General features: G+C 63.2%; 21 protein-coding genes. 11 read left to right on the top strand and 10 right to left on the bottom strand.

Annotated features, from left to right (window positions below; all coding sequences use genetic code 11):
• Positions 1-98: 98 nt before the first annotated feature.
• The 6 genes from A3A9_RS0103330 to A3A9_RS0103305 are packed head-to-tail and all read right to left on the bottom strand — an operon-like array spanning position 99 to position 5,916.
• Entirely contained in the window at positions 99-1,034 is a 936-nt protein-coding gene (locus tag A3A9_RS0103330; protein WP_027057502.1) for a phosphatidate cytidylyltransferase, read from the bottom strand.
• A complete protein-coding gene (locus A3A9_RS0103325) occupies positions 1,034-1,696 on the bottom strand; it encodes a lysophospholipid acyltransferase family protein (protein ID WP_027057501.1) in 663 nt (220 codons plus the stop codon). The genes A3A9_RS0103330 and A3A9_RS0103325 overlap by 1 nt, the downstream gene beginning before the upstream one ends.
• Complete coding sequence (locus A3A9_RS0103320) at positions 1,693-2,136, bottom strand: hypothetical protein (protein WP_027057500.1); 444 nt, start codon at positions 2,134-2,136, stop codon at positions 1,693-1,695. The genes A3A9_RS0103325 and A3A9_RS0103320 overlap by 4 nt, the downstream gene beginning before the upstream one ends.
• Entirely contained in the window at positions 2,133-3,473 is a 1,341-nt protein-coding gene (locus A3A9_RS0103315; RefSeq protein ID WP_027057499.1) for a phosphatase PAP2/dual specificity phosphatase family protein, read from the bottom strand. The genes A3A9_RS0103320 and A3A9_RS0103315 overlap by 4 nt, the downstream gene beginning before the upstream one ends.
• A 13-nt stretch (positions 3,474-3,486) precedes the next feature.
• Entirely contained in the window at positions 3,487-5,271 is a 1,785-nt protein-coding gene (locus tag A3A9_RS0103310; RefSeq protein WP_161634473.1) for a bifunctional alpha/beta hydrolase/class I SAM-dependent methyltransferase, read from the bottom strand.
• A gap of 36 nt (positions 5,272-5,307) precedes the next feature.
• Positions 5,308-5,916 (bottom strand): CDP-alcohol phosphatidyltransferase family protein, encoded by a 609-nt coding sequence (locus A3A9_RS0103305; protein WP_027057497.1) that lies wholly within the window; start codon positions 5,914-5,916, stop codon positions 5,308-5,310.
• A gap of 242 nt (positions 5,917-6,158) precedes the next feature.
• On the opposite strand from A3A9_RS0103305, the gene A3A9_RS0103300 reads away from it, so the two are divergent.
• The 4 genes from A3A9_RS0103300 (at position 6,159) to A3A9_RS0103285 (ending at position 10,755) form a co-directional block, all read left to right on the top strand.
• On the top strand, positions 6,159-6,638 hold the full coding sequence (locus A3A9_RS0103300) for a MarR family winged helix-turn-helix transcriptional regulator (RefSeq protein ID WP_027057496.1): 480 nt from the start codon (positions 6,159-6,161) through the stop codon (positions 6,636-6,638).
• Positions 6,635-7,816, top strand: coding sequence for an HlyD family secretion protein (locus tag A3A9_RS0103295; RefSeq protein ID WP_027057495.1), 1,182 nt, complete (start codon positions 6,635-6,637; stop codon positions 7,814-7,816). The genes A3A9_RS0103300 and A3A9_RS0103295 overlap by 4 nt, the downstream gene beginning before the upstream one ends.
• Before the next feature lie 308 nt (positions 7,817-8,124).
• Positions 8,125-9,657, top strand: a complete 1,533-nt coding sequence (locus A3A9_RS0103290; protein WP_027057494.1) for a DHA2 family efflux MFS transporter permease subunit — start codon at positions 8,125-8,127, stop codon at positions 9,655-9,657.
• Positions 9,658-9,774: 117 nt separating this feature from the next.
• The gene (locus tag A3A9_RS0103285) at positions 9,775-10,755 is read left to right on the top strand and encodes an isopenicillin N synthase family dioxygenase (protein ID WP_027057493.1); all 981 of its coding nucleotides are present in this window, start codon (positions 9,775-9,777) and stop codon (positions 10,753-10,755) included.
• 66 nt (positions 10,756-10,821) lie between these two features.
• Here the strand turns inward: A3A9_RS0103285 and A3A9_RS0103280 are convergent, their stop codons facing one another.
• Entirely contained in the window at positions 10,822-11,334 is a 513-nt protein-coding gene (locus A3A9_RS0103280) for a CAP domain-containing protein (RefSeq protein WP_027057492.1), read from the bottom strand.
• 95 nt (positions 11,335-11,429) lie between these two features.
• On the opposite strand from A3A9_RS0103280, the gene A3A9_RS0103275 reads away from it, so the two are divergent.
• Together A3A9_RS0103275 and A3A9_RS0103270 are read left to right on the top strand one after the other, a co-directional pair.
• Positions 11,430-11,828 carry a VOC family protein gene (locus A3A9_RS0103275; protein ID WP_027057491.1) on the top strand — a complete coding sequence of 133 codons (399 nt, stop codon included), beginning with the start codon at positions 11,430-11,432 and terminating at the stop codon, positions 11,826-11,828.
• Positions 11,829-11,999: 171 nt separating this feature from the next.
• On the top strand, positions 12,000-12,824 hold the full coding sequence (locus A3A9_RS0103270; protein ID WP_027057490.1) for a DUF2189 domain-containing protein: 825 nt from the start codon (positions 12,000-12,002) through the stop codon (positions 12,822-12,824).
• Positions 12,825-12,907: 83 nt separating this feature from the next.
• Here the strand turns inward: A3A9_RS0103270 and A3A9_RS0103265 are convergent, their stop codons facing one another.
• Together A3A9_RS0103265 and A3A9_RS0103260 are read right to left on the bottom strand one after the other, a co-directional pair.
• Entirely contained in the window at positions 12,908-13,540 is a 633-nt protein-coding gene (locus A3A9_RS0103265; protein ID WP_027057489.1) for a LysE family translocator, read from the bottom strand.
• Between the two features lie 230 nt (positions 13,541-13,770).
• A complete protein-coding gene (locus tag A3A9_RS0103260) occupies positions 13,771-15,756 on the bottom strand; it encodes a pilus assembly protein (RefSeq protein WP_027057488.1) in 1,986 nt (661 codons plus the stop codon).
• Positions 15,757-16,133: 377 nt separating this feature from the next.
• Here A3A9_RS0103260 and A3A9_RS0103255 point away from each other — a divergent pair, with 377 nt between their 5' ends.
• Positions 16,134-16,994, top strand: coding sequence for a TIGR01459 family HAD-type hydrolase (locus tag A3A9_RS0103255; RefSeq protein WP_027057487.1), 861 nt, complete (start codon positions 16,134-16,136; stop codon positions 16,992-16,994).
• 6 nt (positions 16,995-17,000) lie between these two features.
• On the top strand, positions 17,001-17,981 hold the full coding sequence (locus A3A9_RS0103250) for a bifunctional riboflavin kinase/FAD synthetase (protein WP_027057486.1): 981 nt from the start codon (positions 17,001-17,003) through the stop codon (positions 17,979-17,981).
• 1 nt (position 17,982) lies between these two features.
• On the opposite strand, the gene A3A9_RS0103245 is transcribed toward A3A9_RS0103250, so the two are convergent.
• On the bottom strand, positions 17,983-18,537 hold the full coding sequence (locus tag A3A9_RS0103245) for an HdeD family acid-resistance protein (protein WP_033838288.1): 555 nt from the start codon (positions 18,535-18,537) through the stop codon (positions 17,983-17,985).
• A gap of 186 nt (positions 18,538-18,723) precedes the next feature.
• Here A3A9_RS0103245 and A3A9_RS0103240 point away from each other — a divergent pair, with 186 nt between their 5' ends.
• The 3 genes from A3A9_RS0103240 to A3A9_RS0103230 all read left to right on the top strand — a co-directional run bounded on the left by A3A9_RS0103240 (position 18,724) and on the right by A3A9_RS0103230 (position 23,671).
• Positions 18,724-19,536: a MipA/OmpV family protein gene (locus tag A3A9_RS0103240; protein ID WP_027057484.1), complete on the top strand. Its 813-nt coding sequence runs from the start codon at positions 18,724-18,726 to the stop codon at positions 19,534-19,536.
• Between the two features lie 233 nt (positions 19,537-19,769).
• Positions 19,770-22,748 carry an isoleucine--tRNA ligase gene (gene ileS / locus A3A9_RS0103235; protein WP_027057483.1) on the top strand — a complete coding sequence of 993 codons (2,979 nt, stop codon included), beginning with the start codon at positions 19,770-19,772 and terminating at the stop codon, positions 22,746-22,748.
• A 245-nt stretch (positions 22,749-22,993) separates the two neighbouring features.
• Positions 22,994-23,671 (top strand): hypothetical protein, encoded by a 678-nt coding sequence (locus tag A3A9_RS0103230; RefSeq protein ID WP_027057482.1) that lies wholly within the window; start codon positions 22,994-22,996, stop codon positions 23,669-23,671.
• Positions 23,672-23,674: the final 3 nt, after the last annotated feature.

Below are 23,674 nucleotides of genomic sequence, written 5' to 3'. Positions count from 1 at the left end.
CGAGAAAAGCGCACAGCGCTTTCCCTTGGGAATTGCGTAAAAACAAAGAGATAGCGTGGTTCGCCGTTTCCGTGAAACGATGAAACGCTCTAGCCGGTTCAGACCGTCCAGAAATAGCGCACGATGTGAAAGAAGATCGGGGCCGCGAAGACGAGGCTGTCGGTGCGGTCCATCATGCCGCCATGGCCTTCGATGAGATGGCCCCAGTCCTTGACGCCCTGGTCGCGCTTGATGGCCGAAGCCACCAGCCCGCCCAGAAACCCCATCGAACAGACGACGAAGGCCACGCAAGCCGCCTGCAGCGGCGAAAACGGCGTCACGAACGACAAGAGCGCGCCGAGCAGGCTCGCCGACACCACTCCGCCGATCAGGCCTTCCCAGGTTTTCGACGGCGAGACGGTCGGCGAGAAACGGTGTTTTCCAAACAGCTTTCCGAAGATGTATTGCAGCACGTCGCTGCCTTGCACGACGATGATCAGGAAGGCGATCAGCAACAAGTTGCGGCCTTCAAAGCCCGGCACGTCGAGCGTCAGCAGCGCTGGCACATGGCTGACGCAATAGACCGAGATCATGACAGCCCATTGCTGCGCAGCGATCCGCTCGAGGAAGCGTTCGGTGTCGCCATGCAGCGCGGTGATGGCCGGCATCAGCAGGAAGCAGTAGACCGGAATGAAGATGACGAAGAGCCCGTACCAGGCGGTCCACACCAGCCAGTATTGAAACGGGATGATGATGCCGAACATGCCAAGCAGCACCCAATGGTCGCTGCGGCGTGTGTGCGTCAGCGTCACGAATTCGCGCAGCGACGCGAAGGAAATCAGCGCGAACAGGATGGTCATGCCGTAGCGGCCGAAGAAGAAGGCGACCGTCATCAGCGCCACCATCACCCACCAGGCGTTGATACGTTGGGTGAGATTGACCAGCGTCGAACTGAGCGGCTTCGGCGCCCGCGCCGAAAGTATGGCGGCGACGATGCTGGCGGTCGTCAGCACCACCAGCAGGCCGATGATCAAAATTGAGACGTCGTGGCGCATCAATCGTCTCGTTCAGGGCGCGGGTTGAGCGCCAGGAGCGTGGCGTGGGCTCGGTCGAGAAAGGCGCGGCGCTCTTCGCCCGGGGCCACCGTCACCGGCGCGCCGAAGACCACGCGGCACAAAAGCGGAACTGGCAGGAACTGGCCCTTGGGCAGCACGCGCGACATGTTCTCGATCCAGCACGGAATCAGCTCGACCTCCGGGCGCGCCATCGACAAATTGTAGAGCCCGGAGCGGAAGGCCAGCAGCGGCTCCTCGGTCATGTTGCGGGTGCCTTCGGGAAACAGGATCAGCGAGTGGCCCTGGTCGAGGACCGACAGCATGATCTCGATCGGGTTTTCCTCTGGCTTCGTCCATTGCCGGTTGATGAGCACGGACGACAGCATATCTTCGGCGATGAAGCGGCGCAGCCGCGATTTTCCCCAATACTCGCCGGCCGCCACGGCATGGGTGATCGCGCGCTCCTTTTCGCTGAGGCAGGCCGACAGAAGGATGAAGTCGCCATGGCTGGTGTGGTTGGCGAAATAGATGCGCTGCCGGTCCGACGGCAGGCTGCCGTTCCAGATCGGACGCACCCCGGTCACCACCCAGGCCAGCGCCGAGAGGCCGACGGAAGTTACCGTCTGCAGCAGGGTGAAGGTCTTCAGCGCAAGCTTGCTCATCGCGGCGCCCAAAATCCGGCCGCCAAAAGCATCGCCACGAACAGGCCAAGGGCGGCGCGTTGCCTGATGAGCAACCGGCGCGTACCGGCCATGCGGTCGTCGAGCGAACGTGTGGAAGGCGGCAGCGGCTTCAGGCGCATGCGCGCCAGCATATTGTCCACCGCGGCACCACCGGAAGTCTCGTCGTCATGGCTGGCCATCAGCCGGAACAGCAGCGCATCGAATGCCAGCAGCGCCGACAGCGCCAGCACGGCAACCGCACTCGCGGCGGCGAGCGACAGGGAGAGGGCAGCGTGCAAGGTCTCGAAGGCGCCGCGCGCCGAAGCGGCCAGCGGCGCAAGGATGTTTGCGGCCACCACGATTGCGGCCGGCCAGGCGGCCTGCCGCATCAGCATGCGGGCGAAGCGATCGGTGCTTTCCTGATAGGCATTGCCCGTCATGATGCCGCCCGCTCCACGGCCTCGGCAAGATGGACCGGCCGCCCAGTGGCCATCAGCATCTCGCGAGCCAGGGCCGGTGTCTTGGCCCTGCCGGTGGCCACCAGCCATTCGGTGACAACGCCGGCACTGCGTTGGAAGCCGAGCGCGCAGCAGACAAGCACCGTGCCGTCGCGTCGCGCTTTCTCCAGCGCGCCGGCTGCCTGTTGCCGCGTCGTCACGGGTGGCGGCAGCAGGTCGACCATCGGCAAGCTGATCCAGCGGCAAGTCGCTCTCGCCGGTTTTTCAAGTTCGGCCGCGAGGTCGATGACCGTGCCGAAGCCGTTGGCCTCGCTTGCTGTGGGAAAGCGCCCGAGAAAGACGCCATCGGCCACCGCCGCCTGCGGAGCAAGATCACGTGTCCAGGCCCATATGTTTGTCCTGGCACCGAGACGGTAAGGCAAGAGTAGGACGCGGCTGGCGAGCGCGATGCTGCCGTCTGTGGATTTCTGGAACACCTTGGCGCCGGCCCCGGCATAGGCGAGGGCGACGATGGCCAACGACAGGGCTGGCCAAAGCAGGATGAGTGCGACGGCGGAAAAGAATGCGCCGAACACGGCACCGGCCAGCGCAAGGACGCTGCCCAGTGCATAGGACAGCGCCAGCCGACGGGCTTTCGCATCGCTGGTCAGCCGGGCGGCTGAAAACGGCAAGTCGCCGCCGCGCGGAAACAGCCACAGCGCAAAAAAGCCGAGCAGTGCCCCGGTCGGGATGTCGATGAAATGATGCTGCCATGTCGTCAGCACCGAGGCGCCGATCAGGAAGCACCAGCCGTGCCAGAGCGGCAGGAGAAGGCCACCGAGCCGGTGGCGCCAATGATCCCAGATGATCACCAGCAGCGCGATGTGCAGCGAGGGCGCTTGGTTGAACGGCTTGTCGAAACCGCCAAGCACGGCAAACATGAAGCCCGGCAGGCCGGTCGTTGGCGGCCGCACGAACGTCGCCGTTAGTGGGAACAGGATGAAGCAAGTGACGGCGACGAGCTGCGCGGTGAGAAAGCGGCCGGCCAGGCGGTCGACCCCTTGCCGGTTGTCATTGAGCAGCAGCGACAGCCCGTAGAACAGGTTGATCGACCAGTAGGGCACGATGGTCCAAGCGACGAATGGGATGTTGTGTTCCCAGGAGAACACGATGCTGCCGACATCGTCGCGCCGCGACGCCAGCCAGTTGGCGAAGCCATAAGTCAGGTAGAAGAACGGCGCCAGGAAGGCCAGCCACAACGCTGCCCTGACGACCACTCGGCCATAGGGTTCGGCGGCGACGGTGGCTGCGGATTGCGAAGCTTCAGGGTCAGTCGGCATGCCTCGGCTGGTCCTACAGGCGTCGCGCGACCGAGACGGTGAAGATGCCCCATTGGTCGATGCGCTGGTCGAGTTTCTCGAAACCGGCGGCCTCGACGAGCTGGTCCATCTCGCGTTGCGTGCGCCGGCGCATGACCCAGGCCTGGCCGCCGCGATGCGAGGTCAGGCTTCGCGCGATCATCTCGAGCTGCGGATGCCAGGGCTGGTTGGTGTAGAGCAGCAGGCTGCCCGGCTGCATGGCGCGGGCCAATCCACCGAGCGAGCGGGCGATCATCGCATTGTCGGAGAACAGTTCGTAGAGGCCGGAAACGATGGCGAGGTCCGGCGCCGGGTCGATCGCGGCGAGCATGTCGGCATCGAAAGCGTCGGCGCGTTGGAACGAGACGTTGGGCGGCAATTGCCGCTCGGCGATCAGCTTGCGGCCAAGCCCGACATTGAGGTCGGAATAATCCTGCAGACGAACGCTTGCCGGCTGGTCGGGGCTCTTCACGACCGCATCGAGAACGTAGCGGCCGTGGCCGGCGGCGATGTCGAGGATGTGCGTCGGCCGGCCAGCAGCCTTGAGTGCCGCCAGGCACGAGCCGATCAGTTCTTCCAGATGCAGCTTGCGCTGGCGGATGCCGCGCCAGCCGATGGCCTCCAGGAAGATGCGGTCGATGAAACGGCCAAGCGGCGTCAGCCCCCGCGCGTTGTTCTCGTAGACATAGTCCAGCGTCGAGCCGGAATCGAAGCCGGTGGTGATGCCGGCCTTCATGCCCGACGAGACCCAGGCGCCCATGCGAATGGAGGCGCGGCTGAATGCCCAATAGAGACCCTTGGGCGACAACAGATCGAGCGGCGAGGCAAGCTGGTCGGCCTCGTCGCGCGTGTAGCCGGCGATATCCGCCTGCTTCAAGTCGACTGGTGCCTCCGGCGCGGTGAACTGCCTGGCGAGGAACGGCCGGATCAGGTCGAGGGCCTGCGTCCGGTCGCGCTCGCCCAGCGTATCGTGGAAGAAGCCCGGCAACACATGGCGTTCCTTGGTCCGGCTGCCGAGATTGACGAAGAATTCGTGCTGCGGGCCGTGGCGCACCACCCAGTCGCTTCCTGAAAGAAGAAGCTGCGTCGGCACGGTGATGGCGCGGGCGTCGGCGACGATACGGGCGGCGTGCTGGTAGAGCTCGACCAGGATGTTGGAGGCGATCGGTCGCGTGATCAGCGGATCGGTCTCGAAAGAGGCGATGCGCACGGGATCATGAGTCAGGAATTTCGCCTTGACGTAGGAGTTGACGAAGAAGCGACCCTTGAGCTTTTGCCAGAGCGCGATGCCTTCCTTGGCGAAAGGCACGTAGAGCTTGACCGAAAAGGCCGGCGAGGCCAGCACCATGGCACGCAGTTTCGGCGCGTAGTCGTGCACCCAGGCGGCGGCAAGCACGGCACCGAAGGACTGCGCGATCAGCGCGATATCCTGCGAGGCGAAGCCATCCATGGCGGCGATCTCGCGCATGAAGCAGTCGATGTCGCGCACCAGCGCCGAGAAGGACGGTGCGTAGCCGCGTTCGCCGGACGAACGGCCATTGCCACGGGCATCCCAGGCATAGAAGGCGTGATCCGGCATCTGCAATTCATCGACGAGATGGGCCATGCGGCCGCCATGTTCGTGGCCACGGTGGAAGAGTACCACCGCGCCCTCGGCATTTGCGGAAGCCGCCGGCCAGAACCGGTAGAAGATCTCGGTTCCGTCATGGCTGTGGAAGACACGCTCCTGTGCTTGCCGCCCAAGGCTTTCCGCAGCTGCTGCAATCGGTCCGTGCATCATGGTCTTCCCCTCTGGCGGCATGGCGAGCCTCGGTGCTCAGCTGGCGCTGCCAATAAGGCCGGCGCGTATCCGGTTCATGGCGGTCAGCAGCGAAAGCGTTGCCATGGCCGGAAACACAAACGGCGCGATTGAGGCCGGCCACAGCCCGGCCGCGCACAGGACCGCCACGACGCCCAACGCCAGTGCCCTGTCGCTCTTGCCGAACGGCCCGGCGTAATTGCGTCCGATCCCGGCGGCGATGCCGAGCACGCCGGCGAACTCGGTCAGCACGGCAGCGATGGCGAAGGCGATGACGCCCCATGCGCTGAACAGCGGAAAGGCTGCGAAAGGCAGGATCAGCGCCAGGTCCGAAACGACGTCGCAAATCTCGTTGAGATACATGCCGAGCGTCGAAGCCTGCCCGTGTTCGCGCGCCAGCATGCCATCCACCGCATTGAGCGCCATGCGCACGAACAGCACCACGGGAATGAGCAGCAGCAGCCAGCGCCATTCATGCCAGATCGCGATGGCCGCTCCGGCCGCGATCGACATCAGGGCCGCCAGGATGGTGATGCTGTTGGCGGTGACACCGATTGCCGCCAGCCGGTTGACCAGCGGCCGCAGTCTTCCCTGGAAAGCCGGCTTGAGCGCATAAAGCGTCGGCATAGTCTCGATCCCCCCGATCCTTACTGCGGCTGTACATGAATATGTCATACGCGACCAGCGGCCGCAGCGCCCAAATGGGCACCTCTCAGGGGCTCGCACCTTGCTATGGCGGGTTCTTGGAGCGCCACCAGTTGCCAGCATCGTCGCGGAGGCTTTCACCAATCGAAACGGCGTGCATATTTGCCGGCTTCCAGCACAACTGACGTCTTGAATAGTAAGCACGCTTATTATATGTATCGCTCATGGTTTCAGATGGCATTGATAGACTGGGATTTTTGATCCACGACGTGCAGCGCCTGCTGCGCAAGCGCTTCGAGACGCGCGCCAGCGGGCTTGGCCTGTCGTCCGCGCAATGGCGGCTCATGGTGCGTGTCGCCAAGGAGGAAGGCGTCACCCAGGCCCGGCTCGCCGAACTGCTCGAAATCGAGCCGATCAGCGTCTCGCGCCTTGTCGACCGGATGGAGGAGGGCGGCTGGATCGAACGCCGCGCCGACGCCGCCGACCGCCGGGTGCGGATGATTTTCCCGACTGCCAAGGCGAGCGCCGCCTATGCCGAGGTCAAGAGCCTCGCCGGCGAAGTCTATGAGGAATCGCTCGTCGGCGTTTCGCCGGAGGACCGTCGCGTCCTGATCAAGGCGCTCGATGCGATGGCGCAGAATCTAGGGGATGGCGATTCATCGTCCTCGGAAAAGGTCGAGACTACGAAAGGCGCAGCAGCATGAACGCCGTAGCCAAGGTAGACAAAAACGCCCCCGAGGTGGAGATGGAAGCCCCGGCCCAGCCGGCTACCGCTCCCGTCGCGGTAGCGCCTCCGGTTCAAGAGCCGGCTTCGCCGCCAAAGAAAAAGCGCCGCATTGGCCGCTTGCTTTTGATGTTTGTGCTTCCTGCTGCGCTGGTCATCGGCGGCGGCTACGTCTGGGTCACAGGCGGCCGCTACCAGGAGACCGAGAACGCCAATCTGCAGCAGGCCAAGGTGTCGATCGCCTCGGATACGGCGGGCCGCATCGTCCAGGTTGCCATATCGGACCATCAGATGGTCAAGCAGGGCGACCTCCTATTCACCATCGACCCCGAGCCTTACCGGATCGCGCTTGCCCAGGCCGACGCCGCGGTTGCCGGCGCGCGCCTCAATGTCGAGCAGCTGCGCGCTGCCTACAGCCAGTCGACGGCGCAGGAAAAGTCCGCCAGCAGCGAGGTCGACTACGCCCAGTCGCAATACGACCGCGCCGCCGATCTCGCCCAGAAAGGCATCAACGCCAAATCGTCGCTGGATGAGGCCCGCAACGACCTCGACAAGGCAAAGCAGCAGGTCACAGTGGCCCAGCAAGGCATCATCAGCGCCAAGGCCGCGCTCGGCGGCAATCCCGACATCGAAACCGACAAGCATCCGACCGTGATGGCCGCGCTCGCCGCGCGCGACAAGGCCGCCTACGACCTGGCGCAGACCACGGTGAAGGCGCCCGCCGATGGCGTCATCTCCCAGGCCTCGTCCTTCAAGGTCGGCCAGTTCGTCGGCTCCGGCACGCCGCTGTTTTCGCTGGTCGAGACCAACGACACCTGGATCGATGCCAATTTCAAGGAAACCCAGCTCACCAACATGAAGCCGGGCCAGAAGGCCGAGATCGTCGTCGACACCTATCCGGGCAAGACTTTCGAGGCGACGGTCAAGGCGATCGGTGCGGGAACGGGCGCGGAATTTTCGCTGCTGCCCGCCCAGAACGCCACCGGCAACTGGGTCAAGGTCACGCAGCGCATCCCTGTGCGCCTGGAACTGACCGATCCCGACGCCAAGATGGCGTTGCGGACCGGCATGAGCGCCAGCGTCACCGTCGATACCGGCGTTGCCCGTGGTTTTCCCGCCATATTCGGTCACGCCACGGCTGGCGAGGCCGCGCAGTAAAATCGGCGGAAGCCCGCGCAGAACAGCGGGTGGAAGCGGATAGCAGGATTGGTCTGATGGGAGGAGTGGGAAGGATCAGCGCTTGGTTCAAGCCGCGTTGCGGCCTGGCCGAAATCTGAAATCTTCGACACGGACCCGTCGGTCCTCATGTTTCCGGGCGGCAGGCATCCGCTCATCAGAGACTTTCGGTCGATGTAACCCCCACATCGAGATTCGCGTCCCACCGCGATGAGGGTCTCTCAACGGAAGGCGTTGCCGCCCGGAAACCCTTTCTACACGGTTTTGTTACCTGCTGGAAGTTCTGCGCCATGAGCATGCCCGAACCCTTCAAAGAAGTGCCGCACCGCGGCCTGATCACGGTTGCGCTCATGCTGGCGACCGTCATGCAGGCGCTCGACACCACCATCGCCAACGTCGCGCTGCCGACCATGACGGGCGATCTCGGGGCCTCTCCCGACAACATCAACTGGGTGCTGACCTCCTACATCGTCGCCGCCGCCATCATGACGCCGGTCACCGGCTGGCTCGCCGACCGCTTCGGCCGCAAGGAATTGTTCCTGACGACCGTGGTCGGCTTCACCGTCTTCTCCATGCTGTGTGGCCTGGCATGGAGCCTTGAAACCATTGTGGTGTTCCGGCTGATGCAAGGCGTGTTCGGCGCCGCCATCGTGCCGCTGTCGCAGACCTTCCTGCTCGACATCAACCCCAAGGAGCGTCACGGCCAGGCCATGGCCATCTGGGGCGCCGGCATCATGCTGGGACCGATCCTGGGCCCGACGCTGGGCGGCTGGCTGACCGACAATTTCAACTGGCGCTGGGTGTTCTTCATCAACCTGCCGGTCGGCATCGTCGCCTTCCTTGGCATGGCCGCCTATCTGCCGGCCGTTGCCCGGCGCGTGCGCAGCTTCGATTTCTTCGGCTTTGCCATGATATCGCTCGGCGTCGGCGCGCTGCAGCTGATGCTGGATCGCGGTGGCGAGGTCGACTGGTTTTCCTCGGTCGAGATATGGATCGAACTCGGCCTGGCCATCACCGGGTTCTGGGTGTTCATCATTCACACGGTGACGGCGGAACATCCCTTTATCGACCCCAAGATATTCCTCGACCGGAATTTCGTGACCGGGCTGGCGTTCATCTTCGTCATGGGTGTGCTCATCCTGGCCTCGATGTCGCTGCTGCCGCCAATGCTGTCGACCATTTTCGGCTATCCGACTGTCACCATCGGTATCGTCATAGGTCCACGCGGTATCGGCACGATGATTTCGATGCTCGTCGTCGGGCGGCTCATGAACAAGATCGACGCCAGAATTCTCGTCGTCATCGGTTTTCTCCTGACCGCGCAGTCGCTCTACACCATGGCGAGCTTCACGCCGCAGATGGACAACTGGCTGATCCTCAGCTCCGGTGTGATCCAGGGCCTGGGCATGGGAATGGTGTTCGTGCCGCTGTCGACGGTCGCCTTCGCCACGCTTGACGCGCGCTTCCGCACTGATGCAACCTCGTTGTTCAGCCTGGTGCGCAATCTTGGCTCGTCGATCGGCGTCTCGGTCGTGACCGTGCTCTTGGTGCGCAACACGCAGATCAACCATGCCGAGCTTTCGGCCTTCATCAACCCGTTCAATCCCAACCTCTGGGCGGTTTCGCCAGCGGCCGCGGGCGGCGATCCGACGGCGCTGTCGGAGGTCGATCGCATGGTCAATCTCCAGGCGATGATGATCTCCTACGTCAACGACTTCAAAATCCTGATGGTGATGACGCTGGTTGCCATCCCGTTCGTCTTCCTTCTGCGCAAGCCAGCACGGGCGCCAGCCGGTGGCGCACCAGCCGCGCACATGGACTAGGCCCGCGCCAGGCAATGTGCCTGCCGCGCAGATGGACTAGAATTGCCGGGTCGGTTGGTCCTAGCTCATCGCCAGACCTGACGGCATCGTTTCGTTGACAGGTTGGATGCAAGACCGATGCACACGACATTCCCGGTGTTCGATCTCGACAAGTTCGAAAACGCCGGCGCCGAGGAGAAAATAGCGCTCGGCGCCAAAGTCGACCGCATCTGCCGCGACACCGGGTTCCTGGCTGTGACCAACCACGGCATTCCGCAGGCGGTGATCGACGCGGCATGGTCGAAGGCACGCGCCTTCTTCGATCTGCCGCCGGAGCAAAAGCAGCGCGCCAAGGCGCCTTACAAGGGCTATCCCTACGGCTATCTCGGCCCCGAACTCGAGGCATTGGCCAAATCCCGCAACGTCGACACGCCACCCGATCTCAAGGAGAGCTTCAACGGCGGCCCACTCCGCATACCGCAAGGCATGTCCGATCCCGAGGCGCTCGCCTTCTGCTATGCCGAGACGATCTGGCCTGAAGCGCCGGACGGATTCGTCGACGTCTGGAAGGCCTACTATGCCGCGCTCGAGGATCTGGCGCTGCGCATCATGCGTGTCTTCGCCACCGCGCTCGGCCTGCCTGAAAATCATTTCGACAGCTATCTCGATGCGCCGATCAGTGCACTCAGGGCGCTCAACTATCCCGAACAGCACGTCGCGCCCAAACCCGGCCAGATCCGCGCCGGCGCCCACACCGACTATGGCAGCCTGACCATCCTTTTGCCGCAGGCCGGATCGCGCGGCCTTCAGATCATCACGCCGGATGGAGAATGGACCGAGGTGCCGCCGGTCCCGGGAGCCTTCGTCATCAACATCGGCGACCTGATGGCGCGCTGGACCAACGACCGCTGGGTCTCGACCGTGCATCGTGTCGTCAATCCGCCTGCTGACGAGGGCGGCAAGGACCGGCGCCAGTCGATGGCTTTCTTCCACCAGCCGAACTGGGATGCCGAGATCCAGGTGCTGGACGCCTGTCTCGCCGACGGCGAGGCGCCGAAATACGGACCGGTGCGCTCCGGTCCCTATCTGATGGGGAAATTCAAGGCGACGACGAAGTAATGCATGTCGCCCAAAAGTGTGTCGCGGTTTTGGGATGACGACATGCATCAAACAAGAAAATCAACCCTACTTGCCGAGAACCAGCGACCAGTAGCGCAGGTTGGGGTCACTTCCGTCACGCACATAGGCGAGCCCGAAGCGGCTGAAATCCGGATCGAGCATGTTGCGGCGATGGCCGGGCGAATGCGCCCAGATGTCGAACAGCTTCTGCTGGTCGAAGCGGCCCTCGGCGATGTTTTCGGCCGCGGCGCCTCGCACTCCGTTGTCCTTCATGCGCGAGGCGAAATCCTTGCCCCAGCCCATGGTGTGGCTCATGCGCTCGCGCGAGGCCATGTAGCCGGCCTGCTGCAGTGCGGCCTGTTCGAGCTGTGCGTCCGGAGCCAGCGGGCCGAGCCCGGCTGTGGCACGCAAGCTGGCCAGTGTGGCGGTGGCGGAGGAGGAAACGCCTGCACCTTGGCCTGTGGGGGCAGAGACGGTGCTGCAGGCGGCAAGCCCGATCAAGGCGGCGAGGCCGGCCGCCCTGATCCATGTGCGCCTGTTCAGGCCTGCTTGACGGATTTCGATTTTTTCAGCTGTCATGCCTGCCTGACATAGCCGCGATCATGGCTTTTGCCGGGCAGGTCGGTGAAAATCGCGTTTTACAGGCCACGAGCCAATACGAGGGAAACTCAAAAGTGCTGCACCACATCTCCTTCGGCGTTTCGAATATCGAACGCGCGGCTGCCTTCTACGATGCCGTGCTGGCGCCGCTCGGCTATATCAGGGTCTGGGACGATCTCAGGCCCGGCGAACCCGATCAGGCGGTGGGCTACGGGATTGCCGGTGGCGGCGACAAGCTGGCGCTTAAACTTCGCCCGAAAGGGCAGCGTCCGCCCGGTCCGGGCTTCCATCTGGCCTTCGCCGCCCCGGATCGTCAGAGCATCGCGCAATTTCATGCAGCCGCACTGGCTCATGGCGGCCGTGACAATGGCGCGCCCGGCCTACGTCCCGACTATGGCCTGCATTATTATGCCGCGTTTGTCATCGACCCCGACGGTCATCACATCGAGGCGGTCTTCAACACGCCGGGGTAAATTCCGCGCTGCCTGCTTGGCTGCATGGCGATGACAATCCCGTGAGGGCGTGCCCAAGCCCATCGATTTGGCGACAACCCCTGGCAAATCGGCTATGGTGCCACATCTACTAGTGGCAGCTGCGGGCGGCCATCTCGGCGGTGACCGCCCCCGACACACGGGAGGATGGTTATGGCCGGCTTTCATGTCATGGCGGACGCGTATGGGATGCATGTGCAGCCCACGGTGCGCCGCATCACCACGGCGGATCTCTGGGACGCGCTCAAGCTCGGCGCCGAGGATTTCTGGGCGAAACCTTCCCACTACGTGTTCCTGTGCCTGATCTATCCAGTCGTCGGCCTGATCCTGACGCAGTGGACCTCGGGCTCCAATGCCATCCAGCTTGTCTATCCCTTAATGTCGGGCTTTGCCCTGCTCGGGCCTTTTGCCGCCATCGGGCTCTACGAGATCAGCCGCCGGCGGGAACTCGGCATGAATACGGATTGGCGCCACGCATTGGATGTGCGCCGTTCTCCGGCGTTGCCGTCGATCGCGGTCATCGGCATCATGCTGTTTGTGCTGTTCCTGTTGTGGCTGTTCACCGCGCAATCGATCTACAGCAGCCTGTTTGTCGATCAGCCGCCGGCTTCGATCGGCTCCTTTGTCCGCGACGTGCTGACGACCGGCAAGGGCTGGACCTTGATTCTGCTTGGCAATGCGGCCGGTTTCGTCTTTGCCGTGGTGGTGCTGGCGACAACGGTGGTTGCCTTTCCGCTGATGCTCGACCGTGATGTCGGAGCCGTCTCGGCAATCGAGACCTCGGCCCGCGCGGTGATCGCAAACCCGCTGCAGATGGCCTTGTGGGGGCTGCTGGTTGCCGTGCTGCTGGTGATCGGCTCCATCCCGCTGTTTGCCGGGCTGGCCGTGGTCATGCCGATCCTCGGCCATGCCACCTGGCACCTCTACCGCAAGGTAATCGAGCCGGCGCAGATCCGGCCGATTCGCCGACCGATGTAGGGAAGCCCATCGTACCGGCAACTTAGCAAGCGGGCAGAAATGTTAAGCAGCTAGCAGCAGATCGCAGCTTGACGCTTTCGCCCTCAGCGCTGCGCGTCGGTCGCCATTTTCAGCGCCAGCGCCGTCAGCACGCCTCCCATCATCCAGCGCTGGATGACCAGCCATAATGGCCGTCCGGCAAGGAAGGTGGCGATCGAGCCAGCTGTCACCGCGATGATGGCATTGACGGTCAGGCTGATGGTGATCTGCGTCGCACCCAGAACCAGCAACTGCGACAGGACGTGGCCTTTGCCGATGCTGATGAATTGCGGCAGCAGCGAAAGATAGAGAACCGCCACCTTGGGGTTGAGCAGATTGGTCATCAGCCCCATGGCGAACAGCTTGCGCGGCCCGTCTTTCGGCAGGTCGCGCACCTGGAACGGCGAACGTCCGCCCGGCTTCACCGCCTGCCAGGCCAGCCACAAGAGATAGAGCACGCCGGCAAAGCGCAGCGCATCATAGGCGAAGGGCACGGCCAGCAGCAGCGCGGTGATGCCGAACGCTGCCGATACCACGTAGAACAGGAAGCCGACCGCGACCCCGCCAAGCGAGATCAGGCCGGCCTTCGGCCCTTGCGACAGCGAACGCGAGATCAGGTAGATCATGTTCGGGCCCGGCGTCAGCACCATGCCGAGGCAGACCAGCGCGAAGGCGAGATGGTTGGCGGTATCGGGCATTGTTCGTCCCCTAGCAATTCCAGGAAAAGTGTGAACGGTTTTCCGTCCGGAATTGCGTCAAAACAGAAGAGTTAGAGCAGTTCGCCGTTTCCATGAAACGGTGAAACGCTCTAGGCGTGCCGCGATGGATGCGCGGTTCCGCACGCCACCAATATGTGCCTGTCACGGCAGGCGCCCGCAAGGGCTTGGCGGCGCCAGGCGTTGCGCCAGAAAAACCCGTCCCGGCTGGCTTAGCCGACCACCCGCAGGTTCGACAGTTCGTTACCGATTTCCTTGAAGTCGTTCGACAGGCTGGCGCCGGTCGCATTCCAGAACAATTTCGCCGGCTTGCTCGGATCCGTCGGATCCTTGCGGAAGCGCGAGTCCGACGAGCAGGATTTCAGCGCATTGATGGCCAATTGGTCGCTGGCCTTGGTCGTCGACAGGTCGAGCGCCACCGTCATCACCAGGATGTTGGCCGCCTTGGCGTTGTTGCAAAGCGTCGCCATCTGTTCGTTGAGTGCATTGGTGTAATTGCCGTTCGAATAATCGAACTGACCGATGGCGCTCGATGTGCCCATGAACATGCGGCCGACCGAGGTGCCGTTGTAACCGGGGTTGAGGTAGCCGTAGGAGGCATAGGTCGATTTCGAGTTGGCGGGATCTGAATAGCCTAGCGAGGACGGCGTATAGTAGGTGTTGGCGCCGTCGGTCAGCACGATCACCACCTTGTCGTTGCCTTTTTCCGTTTCGGGGCGCCCCTGCGTGAACGGTTCACCGCTTGAAACCACCCGCCAGCCCCACGCCAGGCCCTCGGGAACATTGGTACCGCCATTCGGCTGCATCAGGTCGATCGCGGCTTTGATTGCGGTTTGCCCATCGGCGACGCTGACGTCGGTCAGCGGCGTGATTGCACCGGTGGTGCAGCTGTAGTTCGGGCCATTGCCGGTGGGCAGCGCCGGCGCATCGATCGGCCGCGGCTGGAAATATTTGGCCATGTTGCGCAGCCGGGATTGACCGCTACTGCTCGAAGGATCGTCGTTCCACCAGCTGTTCACCGCGCCATAGGTCACCGGTGCGGCCTCGTCGGGGTCCTGGGTCAGCTTCCAATGATTGCCAGGTTCGTCCGGTGCAAACATCGGCACGAACATCGTCGCCGGATCACCGACGCCTATGCCGGTATTGGCCGAGCCGCCGGCCGGCGGAGCGTCGTTGACATTATAGGGATAGGGCCGGGATTCGACGCAGCCTTGCCAACTTGCGAACGGCCCGTAGGAATCGATGTAGTCATATTCGTTGTGGCTGCTTTTGCAGGTGTTGTTCGAGTTGTATTGGTCGCAAACCACCCGCTTGCTGTTGACGACGCGCTCGTGGTTGGTGACGACTTGCATGTCGCGGTAAAGCGAGAACCGGGACAGCATCTGGCCTTCCGTGGCTCCCCAGCCGGTGCCGCGCTTGTACCAGATGCCGTTTGTTTGCTGGGCATATTTGGTGGGCGCGTTCAGTGTCGACCAGTCGAAATTCTCGTTCGACACCGGCGACAGGCCCTCGGTATCCATCCAGGATGCATTGCCATTACCGGCGCCGACATTGACCGAGGCGGCAAAGGGCACGAGCCCGAACTGTACCGGCTTGTCGATCTGCTTGATCATCGCCGCCTGCAGGGCAAGAGTGTCGACCAGCTGTTTGGCCGCGGTCTTGAGAAGATCGATGCGCGGCTGTCCAGAGCCTGTGCCCGTCGTGGTCATCGATCCTGAATTGTCGAGCGCCAGGGCAACTTCCAGCGTGTTCTTCAGCCGCACCTGAGAGGTGATGTTGAAGCTGATGTTCTGGTTTGCATCGGTTGCGGATTTGCCGACGAGCTGGGCGAAGGCAGGATAGAAATAGGGCTTGTAGTTGAGCTGCGCCGTCATAGTGAGCAGACCGCCGCCCGTCGCGGTGCTGGGCAAGGTGACGTTGAGCGTCGCACTGGCTGGATCGACATCGTTCAGGTTGGCATTGAAGAAGTCGAGCGCATAGGCTCTCAGCTGATCGTCGGTCGCGCCTTCCGTCAGCCGACGTGCCGTGGCGAAGTTGGCGGCGTCGAGCGCGTTCGTCACCATCTGCTTTTCGCGGTTCATCTCGGTGAAGTCGACCGCGACCGCCAGGCCGCCCATCAGCGGCACCATCGCCACGACCGTCATAAGAGCATAGTTGCCACGCTTGTCGCGGCGGAACTGACGCCAGATTTCATGCATGTCTTGCAGCGGCCCCCGCCGGCGGATTCTCGATCGTCGCCAGCTTTCCACAAAACGCTGAAGGACGGGTTTGGGAAACCGCTCCATTGCTTGGTCAGCGCTTCACCAACCGCTAACCATTCAAAGGCCGCGGCCGCCAATGCTGCTTAAAACAGGACGCCCTGCCGAGGCACGAGCCGGTAAGACAAGCTGTCTCCGCCATGGGGTTTTGCCACCGACAGAAAGCCGATCGGGCTCACAGGCGGCCCCTTCAAGTCGCTCTTCCCGAGGCAGCCAGCCGAAAGCTGGTGACAGCATGGGCCGGTTCGGATAATTCGAACCGGCTGCGGCGAACCGTCGGCTGCGGCACCCGCAACGCTTATATTGAAGGACACCGCATGGCGGCTAAGCCTGAAATCGTCGGCTCGCTCGAAGACGTGTCGAAACCCTATTCGGCAATTCTTTGCGATGTCTGGGGCGTGGTGCACAATGGCGAATGGCATTTTCCGGCGGCCGCAACAGCGCTGGCGGCGGCAAGGGCGGCCGGGACTCCTGTTGTTCTCATCACCAACTCGCCCCGCCGCAGCGCCGATGTCGTGGCCCAGATGAGTGCGATCGGGGTTCCGCCGTCAGCCTATGATCGTGTGGTGACCTCCGGCGACGTGACCCGCGACCTGATCGCGGAAGGCCCGCGCAAGGTATTCCATATCGGTGCCGAACGCGATCTGACCCTCTATGACGGCCTCGATGTCGAACTCGTCGAGGAATTCGAGGCCGCCGGCGTCGTCTGCACCGGCCTGTTCAATGACGAGGTCGAGAAGCCCGAGGATTATGCGGACCTTTTGCGCCGGTTGCGTGCCAGGAAACTGCCGTTCATCTGCGCCAATCCCGATATCATGGTGGAGCGCGGCGAACGGATCATCTGGTGCGCCGGCGCCCTGGCGCGCGACTATGTCCAGCTCGGCGGCCGCACGCTGATCGCCGGAAAGCCTTACGCGCCGATCTACGATGTCGCGATGAAGGAGGTGGCCGAGGTTCTTGGCCGGCCGGTTGAGCGTTCGCAGGTGTTGGCCATCGGCGATGGTATGATGACCGATGTGAAGGGCGCCGCCGACAATGGTTTCGACGTTCTCTACGTCTCCGGCGGCATTCATGCCCGCGACTATGGCGACCCTTTGCGGCCAGATCCGGCAAGGCTCGGGCTTTTCCTGGAACGGCACGGTTATCGTCCGGTGGCCGTCATAGCCAGACTGCAGTAGGTGGCAATGGTGACCTTCCAGCACCTCTCGGCAACCGGGCCACTGCCTGCCAATCTGCGTGGCGGCGTTGTCGCGATCGGCAATTTCGACGGCGTCCACCGTGGTCATCAGGCTGTGCTCGAACGGGCATTGGCCGAGGCAGTGCGGCGTGGCGTGCCGGCCCTGGTGCTGACCTTCGAACCGCATCCGCGAACGATCTTCAGGCCTGACATGCCGCTGTTCGTGCTGACGCCGCCGCCGATGAAGGCGCGCTTATTGTCGTTGCTGGGCTTTGCAGCACTTGTCGAGCAGCCGTTCACGCGCGACTTCGCCTCGCTGTCGGCGGAAGCCTTCGTCACCGATGTGCTGGAGAGGACGCTTGGCATTACCCACGCCGTGACCGGTTTCGATTTCCATTTCGGCAAGGACCGCCAGGGCGGGCCGGCCTATCTGATGGCGGCCGGCGAACGCCATGGCTTCGGTGTCACGCTCGTCGACGCTTTCCGCGACGAGGGCGCCGAGGTGGTTTCGTCAAGCCGGATCCGGTCCTTGCTTTGCGATGGCGAGGTCGCCGAGGCCGCCGGCCTGCTCGGTTATCGCTTCACGGTGGAAAGCGAGGTCGTGGGCGGCCAGCAGCTTGGGCGAACGCTCGGTTTTCCGACCGCGAACATGAGGCTTCCCGCGCAAGCCACTCTTAGGGAAGGCATCTACGCCGTCCGCTTCCGTCGCGCCGACGGCACGCTGCATGACGGTGTCTCCAGCTTCGGCCGTCGCCCGACCGTCGATGACAATGGCGCGCCGCTGCTGGAAACCTTCGTCTTCGATTTTTCCGGCGATCTCTATGGCGAGACTTGCCAAGTCTCGTTCTTCGGCTTCCTGCGCAGCGAGATCAAGTTTGACGGGCTCGATGCGCTGGTCGTGCAGATGAAACGCGATGAAGAAGAGGCGCGCGCACTGTTGGCCGGTGTCAAGCCGCTTTCCCTGCTCGACGCCTCTATTGCCTTCTGACCTACTTTTTCAGCGCCAGGCCGACCGCGATAAAGGTCCAGCCCTGGAAGATCAGGTCGATCGCCAGGAACAGTCCGAGCACCCACAGGCTGTTGACCGGCCAACCCATGGCGATTATCAGGCCCGCAAGCACACTGATGACGCCTGCCGCGACGATCCAGCCCCAGCCGCTTTCCGGACGATGGCTGTAGCCGACCCAGGCCCGCAGCGCGCCGGAAGCGACGAGCGCAACGGCCAGCAGGAAGGTCAGCACCGCCGAGGCCAGCAGCGGATTGTCGAAAGCGAAAAATCCGGCGACCGCATAAAGCAGTCCGCTGAGCAGCCAGTAGAAGAAGCGGCCCCAGGTCTTGACGCCGAAAGCATGCATGATCTCGATGATGCCGGCCACCAGCATCAGCCAGCCGACGACATAGACGGAAGCCACGGTGGCGATGAACAGATTGCCGAAGGCGATGCCACCGAGGATCAGCAGCAACACGCCGAGCCCTACGAACCATCCCCACTTCTGTCGTGTCCGGCCGATCGCGTTCTTCAGGGTATCGCCGTGCAGGGCCATGTTGCCACCTCATTGAGGATCGCCAGTATGCAACGAAGTTACCCCTGGTGCCGGTCCGCGTCCAGCCGAGGGGGGCCGGCCGGTGCAGCCAATGCGAGCCGGATGTCTCGGCTTTAAATCAAATTTTACCAAAGCCTCGGCAAAGCTGTCATGGCGGCGCATGTGTATCGTGTTAGTGGAGTGGCCATGAGTCCGGTCGGAAAGATTTCTGTAGCCATGGCTACCCTGATGCTGGCGACGACAAGTGCGGCTGATGCCGGCGACGGCGCTTTCGGCTGGATGTCCGGCGACTGGTGTCTGACGGTTGGCGCCACTGGCCTGGTCGCACCGAATTTCGAGGGCGGCAAGAAGTACATGCTCAGCGCCCAGCCCATCATTTCACTGGGCAAGGCCGGCCCCCAGGCAAGGTTCATCTCGCGCAACGATAATATTTCGCTGGCGCTTGTCGATGATGGCGGCGTCCGCGCCGGCCTGACCGGCAAGTTCCTGTTCACGCGTGATGACAGCAATGCCGACGAACTCAAGGGCCTCGATCCGGTCCGCTGGGGTGGCGAAGTCGGCGGCTTCTTCGAATTCTATCCGACGGATTGGCTGCGGGCGCGTGCCGAGCTGCGGCACGGCATCCGGGCCCATAACGGCTTTGTCGCCGATATCGCCGCCGACGCCTTCTACGATGTGACGCCGACCGTCAGGATTTCCGGCGGGCCACGTGTGTCTTTTGCCTCGGCGAATTATTTCGACGCCTATTATGGCGTCAATCCGCAGGAAGCCGTGGCCTCGGGCCTCAGCCAGTACAATCCCGGTGGCGGCCTGAAATCCGTTGGCCTCGGCGGCGCGGTGACCTGGAAGGTGACCGATCCGATGACAGCCAGCCTGTTCGGCGAATATTCGCGCCTGGAGGGGCCGGCGGCCGATTCCAGCCTGGTCCGGGAGCGCGGCGACCGCAACCAGTTCATGGTCGGTGTGTCGACCACCTATCGCTTCGACTTCAAGATGTAAGCGAATCGAACGAGACGCTTTATTCCTGCGCCTATCTCCGCTAAAAGCCCAACAATGACGAGCTTTTCGCGCCTTCGTGTGCTGACGATACGAATTACCGGCCCGGTGTTCCGGGCGGCCTGAGCGCCGCCGGAGCCGCCGGGATTTTTGCGCGCACCCCCCGCGCTTTTCCAGACCTTGATAGTTCAAGCCCCGGGGCTTTCCCGCCGCCGGGCAATTGAGATGGCAGATCAATGACCGATACCCCTACCGCCGACAAGGCCGAGACAATCGACTATTCCAAGACGCTCTATCTACCGCTAACGGATTTCCCGATGCGCGCCGGTTTGCCTGAGAAGGAACCAGTTCTGGTCAAGCGCTGGCAGAACATGGACCTCTACCGCAAGCTGCGCGACAGCTCCGCCGGCCGCACGAAATATGTGCTGCATGACGGCCCGCCCTACGCAAACGGCAACATCCACATCGGCCACGCGCTGAACAAGATCCTCAAGGATGTCATCACCCGCTCGTTCCAGATGCGCGGCTATGATTCCAACTATGTGCCTGGCTGGGACTGCCACGGCCTGCCGATAGAATGGAAGATCGAGGAGCAGTACCGCGCCAAGGGCAAGAACAAGGACGAGGTGCCGGTCAACGAATTCCGTAGGGAATGCCGTGAATTCGCCGCGCACTGGATCTCGGTGCAGGGCGCGGAATTCCAGCGGCTAGGCGTCGTCGGCGACTTCAAGAACCCCTATACGACGATGGCCTTCCACGCCGAGACGCGCATCGCCGGCGAACTGTTGAAATTCGCCATGTCGGGCCAGCTCTATCGCGGTTCCAAGCCGGTGATGTGGAGCGTCGTCGAGCGCACCGCATTGGCCGAGGCCGAGATCGAATACCAGGACTACGAGTCCGATACGATCTGGGTGAAGTTTCCCGTCGCCAGCTTGGTCCGCCCCGTCGATGACGGTGAAGCGAGGCTGACGGAAGGCGCGCTCGACCTGCTGCAGGCCCATGTCGTCATCTGGACGACAACCCCCTGGACGATCCCTGGCAACCGTGCCGTCAACTATTCGCCGCGTATCAACTACGGTCTTTACGAGGTCACGGCGGCCGAGAACGCGTTTGGCCCGCAGCCCGGCGAAAAGCTGATCTTTGCCGATGCGCTCTCCGAAGACTCTTCGGCAAAGGCCAAGGTGACCTTGAATCGTCTTCGCAGTGTTTCGGCGCAAGAGCTTGGAAGCCTTACGCTTTCGCATCCGTTCAAGGGTTTCGGCGGCGGCTACGAATTCCCGGTGCCGATGCTTGCCGGCGACCATGTCACCGATGATGCCGGTACGGGTTTCGTTCACACGGCGCCCGGCCACGGTCGCGAGGATTTCGACGCCTGGATGGATGCGGCACCCGACCTGCGCGCGCGCGGTGTCGATACCGCGATCCCCTTTACCGTCGACGACGCCGGCTTCCTAACCAAGGATGCGCCGGGCTTCGGCCCGGATCGCGAGGGCGGACCGGCGCGCGTCATCGACGACAATGGCAAGAAAGGCAACGCCAACCAGGCCGTCATCGACGAACTGATCAAGCGCAACGCCTTGTTCGCGCGCGGCCGGCTCAAGCATTCCTATCCGCATTCCTGGCGGTCGAAGAAGCCGGTCATCTTCCGCAACACGCCGCAATGGTTCGTCTACATGGACAAGGACCTCGGCGACGGCACGACGCTGCGCAGCCGCGCGCTGAAGGCCATCGACGACACCCGCTTCGTGCCGGCTGCCGGCCAGAACCGCATTCGCGCCATGATCGAGGAGCGCCCCGACTGGGTGCTGTCGCGCCAGCGCGCCTGGGGCGTGCCGATCGCCGTCTTCGCCGACGAGGACGGCAACGTGCTGAAGGACGACGCGGTCAACCGGCGCATCATGGACGCTTTCGAGAAGGAAGGCGCCGATGCCTGGTTCGCGACTGGTGCCAAGGAGCGCTTCCTCGGCAATCACGATGCCTCCCGGTGGAAGCAGGTGATGGACATCCTCGACGTCTGGTTCGATTCGGGCTCGACGCATGTCTTTACGCTCGAAGACCGTCCTGACCTGAAGTGGCCGGCCGACGTCTATCTCGAAGGCTCTGACCAGCATCGCGGTTGGTTCCACTCCTCGCTGCTCGAAAGCTGCGGCACCAGGGGCAGGGCGCCTTACGACACCGTCGTCACCCATGGTTTCACCATGGACGAGGACGGGCGCAAGATGTCGAAATCGCTCGGCAACACCGTCGTGCCGCAGGACGTCATCAAGCAGTCCGGTGCCGACATTCTGCGGCTGTGGGTGGTGACGACGGATTATTGGGAAGACCAGCGGCTCGGCAAGAACGTCCTGCAGACCAACATCGACGCCTACCGCAAGCTGCGCAACACAATCCGCTGGATGCTGGGCACGCTTGCCCATGACGATGGCGAGACCGTGCCGCTCGAAGCGATGCCGGAGCTGGAGCGGCTGATGCTGCATCGGCTGTCCGAGCTCGACGAGGTGGTGCGCCAGGGCTACGACGCCTTCGAGTTCAAGCGCATCACCCGCACGCTTCTCGATTTTATGGTGGTCGAGCTGTCGGCCTTTTATTTCGACATCCGCAAGGACGCGCTCTACTGCGACGCGCCGTCAAGCCTGAAGCGCAAGGCCTCGGTGCAGGTGGTGCGCCATCTCTTCGATTGCCTGGTGAAATGGCTGGCGCCGATGCTGCCCTTCACCACGGAAGAGGCCTGGCTCGACCGCCATCCCGATGCGGTGTCGGTGCATCTCGACCAGTTCCCGGAAATCCCGGCGGATTGGAAGAACGAGGCGCTGGCGGAGAAATGGCGCAAGGTGCGGCAGGTGCGCCGCGTCGTCACCGGCGCGCTCGAGATCGCGCGGGCGCAGAAGGTAATCGGCTCCTCGCTGGAGGCGGTGCCGGTCGTCACCATCAACGACGCAGCGCTCGAGGCGGCGATATCGGATGTCGACATGGCCGAGATGGCAATCACCAGCGATCTCGTCATTGCCCATGGCCAGGCGCTGGCAGGCGCCTTCACCCTCGACGATGTCAAGGGCGTTGCCGTGGTGGTCGAGAAGGCCGAGGCCCGCGGCCTGGTCAAATGCGCGCGTTCCTGGCGCTACACGGCCGATGTCGGGCAAGACGCTGCGTTTCCCGATGTCTCGGCGCGCGATGCCGCCGTGCTGCATGAGTTGAAAGCGCTTGGCCGGCTTTAGGCGCATGTCGCCCAAGAGTGTGCCGCGGTTTTGGGAAACGACATACGCCCGATCAATAGTGCACAAATGCCACGCCGGGCGGTGCAAATCCGCCCGTACGTTGCCCTTAACGGGTGGTTGAGGTAAACACGCGAAACTCCGGAAGACAAATTGTCGCCGGATTTTTGTCGCAAGTGCTTGGACGATGGGGACCGGACCTTGGGCCGGTGGCGATCGAGAGGCTGTCTAGAGTGGGACTTTTTGGCATGACCGAGAGATATAATGCGCGCCTTGCGCTGCTGGCGCCGCTTGTCGCATCGGGCCTTGCTTTGTCCGGCTGCATGGGCTCTCCGACCTACGGCACTGACAAGACCGCCGCCGAGCAGCTGGCCGGCGATCTCACCGGCGCCGTTTCCTTCGCGCCGAAGCATAAGGACCCGATCGACTACAAGCCGCGCCCCACCTTGGTGAAGCCCGCTCCCGGACAGAAGGAAGCGCTGCCTACACCGCAGGACAGCATCCAGTCGGCAAGCGCCGAGTGGCCCGAATCGCCCGAGCAGCGTCGCGCCCGGCTGCGCGCCGACGCCACCGCCCACCAGAATGATCCGAGCTATCAGTCGGAAATCGTCGACGACGTGCAAACTGATCCGGCCTCGGTCAAGAAAGCAATGGACGAATCAGGCTCCAGCCACCCGCCGGCATGGACCCCCGCGGACTCCGACAAGGGCCGCGCCGCAGAAATTCAGCGTCGCCTCGCGGACGCCAAGCAGGGCGATCCCAACACCCGCAAATATCTGAGCGAGCCGCCCTTGGCCTACCGAGTCGCGTCCGACACGGCGCCGCAGAACGAACTCGGCGAGGACGAGTACAAGAAGGAACGCCGCCTGAAGAAAGCGGCGGAAGGCAAGAAGGGCGGCTGGTTCGACTGGCTGCCGTCCCTGTAAGAA

Origin of the sequence: Mesorhizobium loti CJ3sym (assembly GCF_000472785.1) — a bacterium.
Classification (GTDB): domain Bacteria; phylum Pseudomonadota; class Alphaproteobacteria; order Rhizobiales; family Rhizobiaceae; genus Mesorhizobium; species Mesorhizobium loti_E.
This window is presented reverse-complemented; position numbering and strand designations above follow the sequence as displayed.

What these genes read in the sequence shown, in the direction of transcription:
- A3A9_RS0103230 (WP_027057482.1), top strand. Translation starts at nt 22,994, where the DNA reads ATGACCGAGAGATATAATGCGCGCCTTGCGCTGCTGGCGCCGCTTGTC.
- A3A9_RS0103330 (WP_027057502.1), bottom strand. Translation starts at nt 1,034, where the DNA reads ATGCGCCACGACGTCTCAATTTTGATCATCGGCCTGCTGGTGGTGCTG.
- A3A9_RS0103300 (WP_027057496.1), top strand. Translation starts at nt 6,159, where the DNA reads ATGGTTTCAGATGGCATTGATAGACTGGGATTTTTGATCCACGACGTG.
- A3A9_RS0103320 (WP_027057500.1), bottom strand. Translation starts at nt 2,136, where the DNA reads ATGACGGGCAATGCCTATCAGGAAAGCACCGATCGCTTCGCCCGCATG.
- A3A9_RS0103270 (WP_027057490.1), top strand. Translation starts at nt 12,000, where the DNA reads ATGGCCGGCTTTCATGTCATGGCGGACGCGTATGGGATGCATGTGCAG.
- A3A9_RS0103240 (WP_027057484.1), top strand. Translation starts at nt 18,724, where the DNA reads ATGAGTCCGGTCGGAAAGATTTCTGTAGCCATGGCTACCCTGATGCTG.
- A3A9_RS0103245 (WP_033838288.1), bottom strand. Translation starts at nt 18,537, where the DNA reads ATGGCCCTGCACGGCGATACCCTGAAGAACGCGATCGGCCGGACACGA.
- A3A9_RS0103260 (WP_027057488.1), bottom strand. Translation starts at nt 15,756, where the DNA reads ATGCATGAAATCTGGCGTCAGTTCCGCCGCGACAAGCGTGGCAACTAT.
- A3A9_RS0103280 (WP_027057492.1), bottom strand. Translation starts at nt 11,334, where the DNA reads ATGACAGCTGAAAAAATCGAAATCCGTCAAGCAGGCCTGAACAGGCGC.
- ileS (WP_027057483.1), top strand. Translation starts at nt 19,770, where the DNA reads ATGACCGATACCCCTACCGCCGACAAGGCCGAGACAATCGACTATTCC.
- A3A9_RS0103325 (WP_027057501.1), bottom strand. Translation starts at nt 1,696, where the DNA reads ATGAGCAAGCTTGCGCTGAAGACCTTCACCCTGCTGCAGACGGTAACT.
- A3A9_RS0103295 (WP_027057495.1), top strand. Translation starts at nt 6,635, where the DNA reads ATGAACGCCGTAGCCAAGGTAGACAAAAACGCCCCCGAGGTGGAGATG.
- A3A9_RS0103250 (WP_027057486.1), top strand. Translation starts at nt 17,001, where the DNA reads ATGGTGACCTTCCAGCACCTCTCGGCAACCGGGCCACTGCCTGCCAAT.
- A3A9_RS0103255 (WP_027057487.1), top strand. Translation starts at nt 16,134, where the DNA reads ATGGCGGCTAAGCCTGAAATCGTCGGCTCGCTCGAAGACGTGTCGAAA.
- A3A9_RS0103285 (WP_027057493.1), top strand. Translation starts at nt 9,775, where the DNA reads ATGCACACGACATTCCCGGTGTTCGATCTCGACAAGTTCGAAAACGCC.
- A3A9_RS0103265 (WP_027057489.1), bottom strand. Translation starts at nt 13,540, where the DNA reads ATGCCCGATACCGCCAACCATCTCGCCTTCGCGCTGGTCTGCCTCGGC.
- A3A9_RS0103290 (WP_027057494.1), top strand. Translation starts at nt 8,125, where the DNA reads ATGAGCATGCCCGAACCCTTCAAAGAAGTGCCGCACCGCGGCCTGATC.
- A3A9_RS0103315 (WP_027057499.1), bottom strand. Translation starts at nt 3,473, where the DNA reads ATGCCGACTGACCCTGAAGCTTCGCAATCCGCAGCCACCGTCGCCGCC.
- A3A9_RS0103305 (WP_027057497.1), bottom strand. Translation starts at nt 5,916, where the DNA reads ATGCCGACGCTTTATGCGCTCAAGCCGGCTTTCCAGGGAAGACTGCGG.
- A3A9_RS0103310 (WP_161634473.1), bottom strand. Translation starts at nt 5,271, where the DNA reads ATGATGCACGGACCGATTGCAGCAGCTGCGGAAAGCCTTGGGCGGCAA.